Genomic DNA, 12,949 nt, shown 5'->3' with positions numbered 1-12,949 from the left:
AGCGTCGATGAAGGAGGAGTGAGGCAGATGTCGCGCCGGAAGACAGAACGGTTGCTCAATCTCGTGATCTGCCTGCTCGCCACCCGGCGCCCGCTGTCGGCCGAGCAGATCCGCCAGGCCGTACCCGGATACGACCGTGATGGCGACGAGGCGTTCCAGCGCATGTTCGAGCGGGACAAGAACGAGCTGCGCGAGATCGGCATCCCGATCGACGTCGTCCGCGACCCGTGGGAGGACGAGCCGGGCTACCGGATCGAGCGGGAGTCGTACGAGCTGCCCGAGATCACCCTGGAGCCCGACGAGGCCGCCGTGCTGGGCCTGGCCGCGCAGGTGTGGCAGCGGGCCAGCCTGGCCGAGGCCGCCTCGGGGGCGCTGCTGAAGCTGCGGGCCGGGGGCGTGGCCACCGACCAGCCCGTCGCGGGGCCGATGGGCGGGGGCGCGCTGGAGCTGCGCGTCGACACCCGCGACCCGGCCTTCCCCGCGTTGTGGGACGCGGTGCGCGACCGGCGTGTGGTCCGCTTCGACTACCGCGCCTCCGGCAGCGAGACCGTACGCAGCCGCACCGTCGAGCCGTGGGGCGTGGTCAGCCGCCGCGGCCGGTGGTACCTCGCCGGGTTCGACCGCGACAGGGACGCCCCGCGCGCCTTCCGGCTCAGCCGCATCTCCGGGCAGGTCGCCACGATCGGCAGGCCGGGCGTGGTCGAGGTGCCCGAGGGCGTCGACCTGCGGGCCATGGTGGGCTTCCCCGACGAGCCGACGGACGAGCGGGTCGCCGTCGTCCGCGTACGCCAGGGGGCCTGCGAGGGGCTGCGCCGCCTGGCCAGGGCCGTGCACCCGGGCACCGACGGGTGGGACGAGGCCGAGCTGGCCTTCACCGACTCGGAACGGCTGGCCGGATGGATGGCCAGCCTGGGCGCCGACGTCGAGGTCGTCGAGCCGCCGGACGTCCGCGAGGTCGTCATCCGCAGATTGAAGGGGGCAATGGCATGAGGGAACGCTGCGGGCACGTCGACGGGTGTGGCGGCGGGCCGCTCGGGCGGCGGACGGGGGAGGGCGCGTGAGCGGGTCGGCCGATCGGCTGCCGAGGTTGCTGGCGCTGGTGCCGTACCTGATGTCCCATCCGGGGGCGCAGGTCGGCGAGGTGGCCGCGGTCTTCGGGCTGAGCGAGAAGCAGCTCATCGACGACCTCCAGCTCGTGTGGATGTGCGGGCTGCCCGGCCACACCCCCGGCGACCTGATCGACGTGTCCTGGGACGGCGGCGAGATCCTCATCGACAACGCCGACACCATCGCCAGGCCCCTGCGGCTGGGCATCGACGAGGCCAGCGCCCTGCTGATCGCGCTGCGCATGCTGGCCGCCACCCCCGAACTGGCCGAGGTGCCGGGCGACGCGCTGCCCCGCGTCATGGCCAAGCTGGAGCGGGCCGCGGGAGAGGGCGCCGCCACCGTCAGCAGTCAGTTCGCCGTCGACGTGGACGCCGCCCCCGACGCCCTGCCGCGCGTGCGCGAGGGCCTGACCAGGGGCCGCCGCCTGTCGCTGCGCTACTACGTGCCCGGTCGCGACGAGGTGACCCCGCGTGAGGTGGACCCCATGCGGGTGGTGGTCGTGGACGGCCGCGCCTACCTGGAGGGCTGGTGCTACCGGGCCGAGGACATGCGGATGTTCCGGCTCGACCGGATGCTCGGCGTCGAGGTGCTCGACGTGCTCGCCGACCCGCCGGAGGAGGCCGAGCCCATCGACGTCACCCGCGGCGTCTTCCGTCCCTCCCCGACCGACGAGCTGGTGGAGCTGGAGCTGAGCGCCGCAGGGCGGTGGGTGGCCGAGTACTACCCGTGCGAGGAGGTCACCGAGCTGGGCGAGGGACGCCTGCGGGTGTCGCTGCGGGCCCGCGACGAGGACTGGATACTCAGGCTGGCGCTGCGCCTGGGCGACACCGGCCGGGTGGTCTCGCCGCCCGACATGGCCGAGACCGTGCGCGCCGAGGCCGAGCGGGCCCTGGCCCTGTACGCTCACCGGTCATGACATGGATCCTGCTGTCGTCGGGCCTGGGTGTTGCCGGGCTGGTCGTGCTCGCGTTCGCGGGTGTCCGGGTCGTCTCCGCGGCACGTACTCTGAGGGGGGAAATCGTCGCGGCGAAAGCCCGGCTGGAGCCGCGACCGGCCGGATCGGCGGACCGGGGGGATGAGACCACGCCCCGGGCAGCGTACGATCGTGGCTGAAACAGGCACTCGCTAGAAAAGGGCGTTTCATGTCGCAACTCGGAGTTCCAGAACTTCTGATCATCGCACTGGTGCTCGTGCTGCTGTTCGGTGCGAAGAAGCTGCCCGAGATGGCCCGCGGGGTCGGCCGGTCGCTGCGCATCTTCAAGTCGGAGACCTCCAAGCTCCGCGAGGAGGACGACGACCAGCGCCACACGGTCCAGGCCCAGGCCCAGCCCGCGCAGCCGCAGCCCTACCCGCAGGCGCAGCCCCACCCCCAGCCGCAGCCCGTGCAGCCGCAGCAGATCCACGCCGCTCCGGCTCCGGCGCCCGCGCCCGCTCCGGGTCTGTCGGCCGAGGAGCAGGCCCGCCAGCTCGAGGAGCAGGCCGCCAGGCTGCGTGCCAACGCCGCGCAGGCCGACAAGCACGCCTGACACCTCCCCCGTCCCTCCTCGTCACCTGGACTGCTAGATGGCGCTGCTCAAACGGTCAAGTCAGCCCGCGTCTGATCCCGAGGGCCGCATGCCCCTCATGGAGCACCTGCGTGAGTTGCGCAATCGGCTGCTCATCGCGCTGGCCGCCGTGATCGTCGGCATCGTCATCGGATGGATCTTCTTCAACCCGGTCTGGGAGATTCTCAAGGCGCCCTACTGCGAGACCGACCAGGCGAAACAGCTCACCGGAGACTGCAGCCTCACCTACAGCGGCATCTTCCAGTCCTTCTTCATCACGCTGAAGGTTTCGTTGATGATCGGCCTGGTGGCGGCGTCGCCTGTCTGGCTCTACCAGATCTGGGCGTTCGTGACGCCCGCGCTCTATCGCAACGAGAAGCGCTACTCGGTCGCGTTCATGGGGCTGGCCGTCCCGCTGTTCGTGCTCGGCGCGGCGCTGGCCTACCTCATCATGGACACCAGCCTGGGCATCCTGCTGGGGTTCTCGCTCGAGGGCACCGTCGCCACCATCGGCATCGACGACTACCTCGACTACGTCCTGATCATGCTGCTGATCTTCGGCGTCTCCTTCGAGCTGCCGCTGCTGCTGGTCTTCCTCAACATCATCGGGGTGCTCCCCCACGCGACCGTGAAGAAGCACCGCCGCACGGTCATCTTCGTCATGTTCGTCTTCGGCGCCGTGATCACGCCCGGCGGCGATCCGCTCACCATGATGGCGCTGGCCGCGCCCATGATCTTGCTCTACTTCGTGGCCGAGCTGTTCATGTTCCTGCGCGAGAGGCGCAGGCCCGCCGGCGAGGACTTCTCCCATCTGTCCGACGACGAGGCCTCCCCGCTGGCCGAGGACGTCTCGCCGCTCGACGACGCTCCCACACCCCTCGACGACGACCCCACGCCCCTTGACGAGGAGCCGCCGGGCACCGACAAGCCCGGCACCGACAAGCCCCGTACAGACCAGGCCGGTTCCGACAGGTCCGGCGCTGACAAGCCCGTCGACACCCTGCCCGCCGACAAGCCCGCCGATGACAAGCCCGCCGACGACAGGCCCGCTGACGACAAGCCGCAGTCCTGACCCTGGGCCGACCCTGGGCCCGCAGTCTTGACGGAGGCCGGCAGGCCGTTCCGGATTCGCGCGATTGGCGATAAGTTCCGGGCGTGTCCCCACATATCGTGCTGCTCGTCAACCCCGCCGCGCGCGGCGGGCGTACGCTGCGCCTGCTCGAACCCGTCGCGCGCCGGTTACGCGCCGGAGGGGCCGAGCTGTCGGTGATCGTCGGCGATGACGCCGCCGACGCGCTCGCCCGTGCCTGCACCGCCGTCTCCGAGCGCCCCGACGCGCTGGTGGCCTTCGGTGGCGACGGGCTGGTGCACCTGGCCGTGCAGGCGGTGGCCGGCACCGACGTGCCGCTCGGCATCATCCCGGCCGGGACCGGCAACGACATCGCGACCGAGCTCGGCCTGCCCCGCAAGGACGTCATGGCGGCGGCCAGGACCGTGCTGCGCATGAAGACGCGACTGGTGGACGCCGCGCACATCGAGGCGGGCGTCAAGGCGGGCGCTTCGGCGGGCACTGCGGCGGGCGCTTCGGCGGGCACTGCGGCGGGCACTGCGGCGGACGCTTCGGCGGGCAGGGGCGGCCCGGTGGAGGCGTTGTTCGCGGGGGTGGTGTGCTGCGGGTTCGACTCGCGGGTCAACGAACGGGCCAACCGCCTCACCTGGCCGCCGGGCATGGCGCGGTACGTGGTGGCGACCGCGCAGGAGCTGCGCTCGTTCCGGCCGATCCCGTTCCGCGTGACCCTCGACGGGGGCGAGGTGGTCGAGCGGGAGGCCATGCTGGTGGCGGTGGCGAACACGTGCTCGTACGGTGCCGGGATGCGGGTCTCGCCCGACGCCCGGCCGGACGACGGGCTGCTGGACGTGGTGATGGTGGGGGCCGTGTCCACGGCGGAGTTCCTGCGGGTGTTCCCCAAGGTCTACCGGGGGACGCATGTGGGACACCCGGCCGTGTCAGTCTGGCGGGTGCGCGGCGTGCTGGTGGAGGTGGCGGACGCCGGGAGCGCGGGCGTGGTGGCCTACGCCGATGGCGAACGGGTGGGGGAGGTGCCGATGCGGTGCGAGGTCCGCCCGGGTGCGCTGCGGGTCATCGTTTGAAATCTACAATGTAAAGGCGCTGGGCCGGAGCGCCGTGCTGACCAGGGGACGGGCACTCGCCCTCCCCGCGGGCCACTTCGCGGCGACGGAGCCGGGCACGAGACGGAGAGGCGGGACGGGCCGCCATGGGCAGGAACGACAAAGTACGTCAGGCCGTGACGGATGGGGCGAAGCGGCTGCCCGCGCCGGAATGGGCGGGACGGACCGGAATGGCGATTTCGGTAGGCTGACGGGTATGACAACGCCAGCGGAACGCTACGCGGCCTTCCGTCAGAAACACGGGGACGACGGGGGCGCTCTCACATCGTTCCGAGGTCTCTACGACTTCGCGCTGGACGACTTCCAGCTCGACGCCTGCCGAGCCCTGGAAGCCGGTGACGGGGTCCTGGTGGCGGCGCCCACGGGGTCGGGCAAGACGGTGGTCGGCGAGTTCGCCGTGCACCTGGCCCTGGAGCAGGGCCGTAAGTGCTTCTACACCACCCCCATCAAGGCGCTGTCCAACCAGAAGTACAACGACCTGGTCAAACGCTACGGCACGGCCAAGGTCGGCCTGCTGACCGGCGACAACAGCGTCAACGGCGAGGCGCCGATCGTGGTGATGACCACCGAGGTGCTGCGCAACATGCTGTACGCGGGGTCGGCGACGCTGGCGGGGCTCGGGTTCGCGGTGATGGACGAGGTCCACTACCTGGCCGACCGGTTCCGGGGCGCGGTGTGGGAAGAGGTCATCATCCACCTGCCCGACTCGGTCAGGCTGGTGGCGCTGTCGGCGACGGTGAGCAACGCCGAGGAGTTCGGCGAGTGGCTCGGCGAGGTGCGCGGCGACACGACGGTGATCGTCGACGAGCACCGGCCGGTGCCGCTGTGGCAGCACATGATGGTCGGCAGCCTCGTCTACGACCTGTTCATGACCGACGACCTGACGCCGCGCATCAACCCCACGCTGATGCGGGTGACGCGCGACGCCGAGCGGCTGACCGCAGGGCGGGGGCGGCGGGGTTACGGCCGGCCGCAGCGCTCGCGCCCGCCTGACCGGGTGCAGGTGATCGAGAAGCTCGACTCCGAGGGGCTGCTGCCCGCGATCACGTTCATCTTCTCGCGCGCCGGGTGCGGCGCGGCCGTGCAGCAGTGTCTCCACGCGGGCATCCGGCTGACGAACGATCGGGAGCGCCACGAGATCAGGCAGCTCGTGGACGAGCGCACCGCGCACCTGCCCGACGAGGACCTGGCGGTGCTGGGTTACCTGGAGTGGCGCGACTGCCTGGAGCGGGGTCTGGCGGCGCACCACGCGGGCATGCTGCCGGCGTTCAAGGAGGTCGTCGAAGAGCTGTTCACGCGTGGGCTGGTCAAGGCGGTGTTCGCCACCGAGACACTGGCGCTGGGCATCAACATGCCGGCCAGGAGCGTGGTGATCGAGAAGCTGGACAAGTGGAACGGCGAGACGCACGCCGACCTGACCCCGGGGGAGTACACCCAGCTCACCGGGCGGGCCGGGCGGCGCGGCATCGACGTCGAGGGTCACGCGGTGGTGCTGTGGCAGCCGGGCATGGATCCGTTGTCGGTGGCGGGGCTGGCGGGCACGCGTACGTATCCGCTGCGGTCGAGCTTCCAGCCCTCGTACAACATGGCGGTCAACCTCGTCGGGCAGTTCGGGCGAGAGCGGGCCAGGGCGCTGCTGGAGGAGTCGTTCGCGCAGTTCCAGGCCGACCGGGCGGTCGTGGGGCTGGCCAAGCAGTTGCGTAAGCACGAGGAGGCCCTGGAGGGCTACCAGGAGGCCATGACGTGCCACCTGGGCGACTTCACCGAATACGCGGCGATGCGGCGGCGGCTGTCCGACCGCGAGGCGGAGCTGTCGCGGCAGCGCGGCGCGGCGCGGCGGGCGGCGGCGGTGCGGTCGCTGGAGGCGTTGCAGCCGGGTGACGTGATCCGGGTGCCGGGCGGGCGGCGGGCGGGGCTGGCGATCGTGCTGGACCCGGGGCGCAACCCGCGCGGGCAGGGGCCGAGCCCGTTGGTGCTGACGATCGGCAAGCAGGTCAAGAAGCTCGATCCGGCCGACTTCCCGGTTCCGGTGGAGCCGCTGGAGCGGCTGCGCATCCCGAAGAACTTCAACGGCCGCTCGCCGAAGGAGCGCGCCAACCTGGTCTCGACGCTGCTGGCTAAGCTCGGTGACCGTGACCTGGGCAAGCCGGCCAGGGCGCGTGATCACACGGTCGAGGACGACGAGGTCAACGAGCTGCGCCGGCGCATCCGCCAGCACGCGTGCCACGGGTGCGACGAGCGGGAGGACCACGCGCGGTGGGCCGAGCGCTATTACAAGCTGCTGCGCGAGACCGAGGGGCTGCGGCGCCGGGTGGAGGGGCGTTCGCACGTCATCTCGCGTACGTTCGACCGCATCTGCACGGTGCTGGAGCAGCTCGGCTACCTCGACGGCGAGACGGTCACCGACGAGGGGCGGCGGCTGGGCCGCCTCTACACCGAGCTGGACCTGCTGACGGCGGAGAGCCTGCGCAAGGGGCTGTGGGAGGAGCTCGAGCCGGCGGAGTTGGCGGCGTGTGTGTCGGCGCTGGTGTTCGAGTCGCGGGCGTCCGACGACACCCGGCGGCCGAAGATCCCGGCGGGGCGGGCTCAGGACGCGCTGTCGGCGATGATCAGGCTGTGGGGAGAGCTGGAGGGGATCGAGTCCGACCACGGGCTGTCCACGATCAGGGAGCCGGATCTGGGGTTCGCGTGGGCGGCGTTCCGCTGGACGAAGGGGCACAGTCTCGACGCGGTGCTGATGGAGGGGGTCAACGGCAACGAGTTGGCGGCCGGTGACTTCGTGCGGTGGATCAAGCAGTTGATGGACCTGCTCGGGCAGCTCGGGAACGCGGCGCCGCCGGGGAGCAAGATCAGGCAGACGTCGGTGAAGGCGATGGACGCGATGCGGCGGGGTGTGGTGGCTTACTCGTCGCTGGCCTGAGGCCGTTTTCCGGCCCGATGTCGTTCAGGCCAGAGGTCGCTTTCCGGCCTGATGTCGTTCAGGGCGGAGGTCGCATTTCGGTCTGACGCCGTCCTGGCCGGAGGTGGTTCCGGCCTGACGTCGTTTTCCGCCCGACATCGTTCGGGCCGCACGCCGCTATTCGCCTGACGTCGTCCCGGCCTGATGCCGTCCTGGGCTGAGGTTGCTTTTGGGGGGTGTCGCTTTCGGGCTGGGGTCGTCGGCGGTTGCCGGGCGGGTTCGGGTGTCCGGGCCGAGATGCTCTTGAGTCGTTGTTCTCAAGAGCATCTTTTGCTGTGGGGTGACCTTGTTCTGTGCTTTTACCTCTTGGTGGGCGGCTTTACGCGTTTGTCGACATCGCCTTTCCGGCCGGGTTTTACCGGTCAAGCCTTCCTGAAATCAGAGAATATCTGCTGATTTATCGCTTTTGGGGTGCTAACGTCCGATTTGTCAGTGTTCCGCCAACGGGGGAGGAATCATGGCGAACACCCACCTGACTCAGGTCGGCTTCCAGCAAGGATGGGGCTGTCGTCGCCGGCGTCGCTGGCGGCGGTGGTGCTGCTGCGCCCCGCGTAGGTGGTGGGGGTGCTAGAACGCCCCGTTGAGAGCCGGCGGCTGAGCCGCCGGCTCTCATTGAGCGTCTCCGGCCGTGAACTCGCGCCGGCGATTTCCGTTCGCCGTACATTTCGCGAGTTCTGGCCGGACACCCGCGGGTTGCGTCGGCTATTCGTGGCAGGGGTGCTGTTCGCCATCCTGGCAGCGCTCTGCGAAGTCGCCGCGATCCGCCTGTTCGGCCACATCACCGACGAAGTGCTGACGACCCGGAACCTGACCGCCTTCTGGGGCCCCGCGTTCATCTGGCTCGGGCTGGCGGCGATCGCCGGGGTGACGTCCTTCGCGGGAGCGTACGCGACCGCGCTGGGCGGCGAACGGTTCCTGCTGGCCCTGCGCGACCGGGTGTACGCGCACCTGCAGACGCTCACGCCGGACTTCTCCGAGAAGCGGCGGCTGGGCGACCTGATGGCGCGCATGACGGACGACGTCGAGGCCATCGAGGAACTCGTCGGGTCCGGACTCGTCAAGGTCATCACCACGCTCGCCAGCGTCGTCTTCTTCGCCGGTGCCGCCTTCTTCATCCGGTGGGACCTCGCGCTGCTGACGATGGCGCTGATCCCGCTCTTCCTGGTGGTCTCCAAGGCGTTCGCGGGCCGGTTCAGGACGGCCGCGGCACGTGAACGCGCCAGCAACGGGGCCATGAACAGCGTCCTGGAGGAGGGGTTGTCCAACCAGCCGCTCGTGCAGGCGTACAACCGGCAGGGCGCCGAGTCGCGGCGGCTGCACCGGGAGGGCTGGGGCTGGCTGCGGGCCAACATGTCCCAAGCCTGGCTGTCGGGGCTCTACAACCCGGCGGTGCAGGTCATCGAGACCGTCTGCCTGATCGTCATCCTCGGGTTCGGCGCGTGGGAGATCGCGGCGGGCCGGTTGACGCTCGGCGGGCTGCTGTCCTTCGCGGCGTACCTGGCCCTGCTCTACCCGGCCGTGCAAGGGCTGGGCGAGCTGGCCCTGACGGTGTCGGAGGCGGCGGCGGGGTCCGATCGCGTCATCGAGGTCCTGCGGGCCAGGCCCGCGGTCGCCGACGCCGAGGACGCGGTGGCGGTGGGCAGGAGCGCGGGCCGGATCGCGTTCGAGGGGGTCGGCTTCACCTACCCGGGCCGGGGACGTCCCGCGCTGCGGGACGTGTCGTTCACCGTCGAGCCCGGCGAGGTCGTGGTCGTCACCGGGCCCAGCGGGGCCGGCAAGTCCACGCTGACCAAGCTGCTGCTGCGCTTCTACGACCCGGACTCCGGCCGTGTCCTGCTGGACGGCGCCGACGTCCGGGGCCTGACGCAGAAGTCGCTGCGCGAGAACGTCACGGTCCTGCACCAGGAGACCCTGCTGTTCTCCGGGTCGGTACGCGACAACATCGCCTACGGCCGGCCCGGCGCCTCGCTCGACGAGGTGATCAGGGCGGCCGAGGCCGCCGGGGTGCACGACTTCGTCAAGATGTTGCCCCAGGGCTACGACACGCCGGTTGGGCAGCGGGGACGGCTCCTGTCCGGCGGGCAGCGGCAGCGGATCGCGATCGCCAGGGCCATCCTGCGCGACACGCCCGTGCTGGTGCTCGACGAGCCCATGACCGGGCTCGACGTGGCCACCGCCGGTCATGTGATGCAGCCGATGCGGCGGCTCATGGCCGGACGTGCCACGCTGCTCATCACGCACGACCTGCGGTACGCGCCGAAGGGGGCGCGCGTGCTGGAGCTGGAGCCGGTGCCGCGCGAGGAGCGCATCCGGCTCAGGCGGGTCGGTGCGCACTCCCGCGCCGGACGTCCTGGCACGTCCGCGCCGGGCGGCGGCTCGGGGGCGCGTCCGCCCGAGTCCGGATCTGGGGCCGGTGGGTCTTCGCCCGAGCCCTGGACGGGTGCGCCGCCACCTGGTTCGGCGGTGTCCCCGGCTGGGTCCCCGGCGAGGGCTGGTACGGAGGTGTCCCCGGCGGGGACCGGTTCCGAGGTGGCTTCGGCAGGGGGTCGTTCGGATGCGTGGTCGTACGGCCGCAGCCGTCCGGGCGCGTCGCCCTGAGGTGTAGTCGCGGTGCGGCACCCGTCCCGATCCACGGGGCGGGTGCCGTCGCGTTCGGCGGCTACTTTACGGGTGTATGTCCGGGAATCTCCGGATAGAATCGGAGAGTTCTCTCCGCTTGGCGCGCCGCAGGTCGAAAGCAGGTCGAGGTCATGGGCGACGATCACAGCGCCGCCAGGCCGCTGCGCGCCGACGCCCGGCGCAACCGCGAACGCGTCCTGCAGATCGCACAGGAGGCGCTGGCCAGCGACGGCCTCACCACCTCCTTCGACGAGATCGCGCGGCGGGCCGGGGTCGGGGTCGGCACCGTCTACCGGCACTTTCCGACGAAGGAGGCGCTGGTCGAGGCGGTGTTGGTGGGGCGCGTCGAGCGGTTCGTGGCCGACGCGCGGGCGCGGGCCACCGCCGAGGACGCGGGCCGGGCGTTCTTCGGCTGGTTCGCGGAGGTGGTCGATCAGGCCGCCTCGAACCAGGCGCTCTGCGACATGTTGGAGAGCGGTTCTGGGATGACGCTGCGGCCTGGTTCCACGCTGGCGGCCGACTTCGGGGCCGCGCTGGCGCGGCTGCTGTCGCGGGCGCAGCGGGTGGGCGCGGTGCGCGCCGACCTGACCGCGCAGGACGTGCACGACCTGCTGCGGGGCTGCCTGGCCGCCGAACGGAGAGCGCGGGCCAGGGGCGGGGCTGTACGGCTGGCGGAGGTGGTCTGCGAAGGCATGCGGCCACCGGCCGGTACCGGCTGAACGGGCTGGGCGGCTCGTCGGCCATCCCAGGGCGGCCAGTGGCTCAGGGCGGTCGGCTGTTGTGAGGGGCGGTCAGTGGCTCAGGGTGGTCGGTCACTCAGAGGGTGGTGGCCGTTCAGGGTGGTCGGTCACTCAGAGGGTGGTGGCCGTTCAGGGTGGTCGGTCACTCAGAGGGTGGTGGCCGTTCAGGGTGGTCAGACGCTCATTGGCGTCAGGCGCTCCGGGGGTCAGGGGCTCAGGGTGAAGCGGACCTCGCGGGTGGCCGGGTCGGCCTGGGTCAGGCGTACCGTGACCTGCTCGCCCAGGGGGAGCTGGCCGTCGCAGCGGGCGATCACGGCCGGGTCGACGAGCTGCACCTGCCCGCCGCCGCGCCGTTCGTCCACGTCGATCACCACCGCCTCGAACGCCTGCCCGATCCGGTCTCGCAGCAGGAACGCCTCCACCAGGTCCACGCACGCGCGCTCCACCGACCCGGCCCGCCGCCCGGAGGTGGACATCAGCTCCGGCAGGACCGGCAGCGCCGCCCGTACGTCGGACGGCACCGGCTCGCCCGCCGCGATCGCCAGGCACACCTCCGTGGCGTAGCGGTCGGCCAGCCGCCGCAGCGGGGCGGTGACGTGCGCGTACGGGGCCGCCACCGCCGCGTGCCCGGCCATCCGGGGTGGCGCGCCGTCGAAGGCCACGTAACCGGCGCCGCGCAGCAGCACCTTCGACTCGTGCAGGAACGCCGCGTGCCGCCCCTGACCCGGATCCAGGTCGTGCACCACGGCGCCATATCCGGCACCCTCCGGCCACGGCACGTCCAGCGCCCGCGCCACCCGGCGGACCTTGTCGAGGTCGCCGGGCTGCGGCGAGGGCAGCACCCGCAGGATGCCGATCTCGGCGTCCAGCATCATGGCGGCCGCTGCCATGCCCGCCAGCAGCGAGATCTGCGCGTTCCACGCCTCGGCGGGCAGCGGCGGACGGAACTCCAGCCGGTAGCTGCCGTCGTCGTGCACCACCTCCTGGTCGGGGGTGGGCAGGGTGACGCCGCCGCGCTCGCGTTCGAGGGCCAGCCGCAGCTCGCCGATCTCGGCCAGCAGCTCCAGCACGCCGTCCGCGGTGCCGGTGTCGTGGACGGCCTGGACGTAGCCGTAGTCGTAGCGCTCACGGCTGCGTACGAGGCCGCGCCGCACGTCGGTGCCCACCGTGCGGCCGTCGGAGTCGAGGTCGACGCACCACACCACGGCCGGACGCAGGGCACCGGGGAGCAGGCTGGCGGCTTCCTCCGACAGGATCGGCGGGTGCAGCGGCACCTTGCCGATGGGCAGGTAGACGGTCTCACCCCGGGTACGGGCCTCGGTGTCGATGACGCCGCCGGGGCGTACGAAGGCGCCGACGTCGGCGATGGCGTACCAGACGCGGTATCCGGCGCGTAGCCGCTCCAGGTGCAGGGCCTGGTCGAGGTCCATCGAGCCGGGCGGGTCGATGGTCACGAACGGCAGGTCGGACAGGTCCTTGGCGTCCATCCTCGGCACCTTGGCCACCCACGCCGCCTCGTCGAGCACGGCGTGGGGGAAACCGCCGGGCAGCCTCAGCTCCCGCCTGATCCGGTCGAACCCGTCTTCGAGCCTGAGGGGTATCTCATCGGGAACCTGAATCGTTGGCACGCGTGACAACTTACCGGCCGCCGCTGAAGGCGGGGCGAGGGTGGGGGCGGGGTGACCCGGGGCACGCGGCGGGCGCGGGCGGGCAGGACCGGACGGACAGGAGGTAGGGGCGAGGACAGGACCGGACGGTGGGGGTGGGGGGCAGGACAGGACCGGGCGGCA

General features: G+C 71.5%; 10 protein-coding genes. 9 read left to right on the top strand and 1 reads right to left on the bottom strand.

What is annotated here, in order from left to right; translation table 11 throughout:
* Window positions 1-27 precede the first annotated feature (27 nt).
* The 9 genes from ABD844_RS05340 to ABD844_RS05300 all read left to right on the top strand — a co-directional run bounded on the left by ABD844_RS05340 (window position 28) and on the right by ABD844_RS05300 (window position 11,138).
* Window positions 28-990, top strand: coding sequence for a helix-turn-helix transcriptional regulator (locus tag ABD844_RS05340; RefSeq protein ID WP_344873537.1), 963 nt, complete (start codon window positions 28-30; stop codon window positions 988-990).
* 67 nt (window positions 991-1,057) lie between these two features.
* Complete coding sequence (locus ABD844_RS05335; protein ID WP_344873535.1) at window positions 1,058-2,023, top strand: helix-turn-helix transcriptional regulator; 966 nt, start codon at window positions 1,058-1,060, stop codon at window positions 2,021-2,023.
* Window positions 2,020-2,220, top strand: a complete 201-nt coding sequence (locus ABD844_RS05330; RefSeq protein ID WP_344873534.1) for a hypothetical protein — start codon at window positions 2,020-2,022, stop codon at window positions 2,218-2,220. The genes ABD844_RS05335 and ABD844_RS05330 overlap by 4 nt, the downstream gene beginning before the upstream one ends.
* A 29-nt stretch (window positions 2,221-2,249) precedes the next feature.
* Window positions 2,250-2,633: a Sec-independent protein translocase subunit TatA gene (tatA, locus tag ABD844_RS05325; RefSeq protein ID WP_344873532.1), complete on the top strand. Its 384-nt coding sequence runs from the start codon at window positions 2,250-2,252 to the stop codon at window positions 2,631-2,633.
* A gap of 97 nt (window positions 2,634-2,730) precedes the next feature.
* Window positions 2,731-3,723, top strand: a complete 993-nt coding sequence (gene tatC, locus ABD844_RS05320) for a twin-arginine translocase subunit TatC (RefSeq protein WP_344873530.1) — start codon at window positions 2,731-2,733, stop codon at window positions 3,721-3,723.
* An 83-nt stretch (window positions 3,724-3,806) separates the two neighbouring features.
* Complete coding sequence (locus ABD844_RS05315) at window positions 3,807-4,802, top strand: diacylglycerol/lipid kinase family protein (protein ID WP_344873528.1); 996 nt, start codon at window positions 3,807-3,809, stop codon at window positions 4,800-4,802.
* A gap of 235 nt (window positions 4,803-5,037) precedes the next feature.
* Entirely contained in the window at window positions 5,038-7,761 is a 2,724-nt protein-coding gene (locus ABD844_RS05310; protein ID WP_344873526.1) for a DEAD/DEAH box helicase, read from the top strand.
* Window positions 7,762-8,493: 732 nt separating this feature from the next.
* Window positions 8,494-10,398 (top strand): ABC transporter ATP-binding protein, encoded by a 1,905-nt coding sequence (locus ABD844_RS05305; RefSeq protein ID WP_344873524.1) that lies wholly within the window; start codon window positions 8,494-8,496, stop codon window positions 10,396-10,398.
* 152 nt (window positions 10,399-10,550) lie between these two features.
* Window positions 10,551-11,138 (top strand): TetR/AcrR family transcriptional regulator, encoded by a 588-nt coding sequence (locus ABD844_RS05300; RefSeq protein ID WP_344873522.1) that lies wholly within the window; start codon window positions 10,551-10,553, stop codon window positions 11,136-11,138.
* Window positions 11,139-11,365: 227 nt separating this feature from the next.
* Here the strand turns inward: ABD844_RS05300 and ABD844_RS05295 are convergent, their stop codons facing one another.
* Window positions 11,366-12,787, bottom strand: coding sequence for an RNB domain-containing ribonuclease (locus ABD844_RS05295; RefSeq protein WP_344873520.1), 1,422 nt, complete (start codon window positions 12,785-12,787; stop codon window positions 11,366-11,368).
* Window positions 12,788-12,949: the final 162 nt, after the last annotated feature.

Origin of the sequence: Nonomuraea antimicrobica, assembly GCF_039536965.1 — a bacterium.
Classification (GTDB): Bacteria; Actinomycetota; Actinomycetes; order Streptosporangiales; family Streptosporangiaceae; genus Nonomuraea; species Nonomuraea antimicrobica.
Note: the sequence above shows the minus strand (reverse complement) of the source record. Positions and strands in the feature narration are given on the sequence as shown.

Bases quoted from the DNA above. Each gene is read 5' to 3' on its own strand.
- ABD844_RS05340 (WP_344873537.1), top strand. From the start codon at position 28: ATGTCGCGCCGGAAGACAGAACGGTTGCTCAATCTCGTGATCTGCCTG.
- ABD844_RS05330 (WP_344873534.1), top strand. From the start codon at position 2,020: ATGACATGGATCCTGCTGTCGTCGGGCCTGGGTGTTGCCGGGCTGGTC.
- tatA (WP_344873532.1), top strand. From the start codon at position 2,250: ATGTCGCAACTCGGAGTTCCAGAACTTCTGATCATCGCACTGGTGCTC.
- tatC (WP_344873530.1), top strand. From the start codon at position 2,731: ATGGAGCACCTGCGTGAGTTGCGCAATCGGCTGCTCATCGCGCTGGCC.
- ABD844_RS05310 (WP_344873526.1), top strand. From the start codon at position 5,038: ATGACAACGCCAGCGGAACGCTACGCGGCCTTCCGTCAGAAACACGGG.
- ABD844_RS05300 (WP_344873522.1), top strand. From the start codon at position 10,551: ATGGGCGACGATCACAGCGCCGCCAGGCCGCTGCGCGCCGACGCCCGG.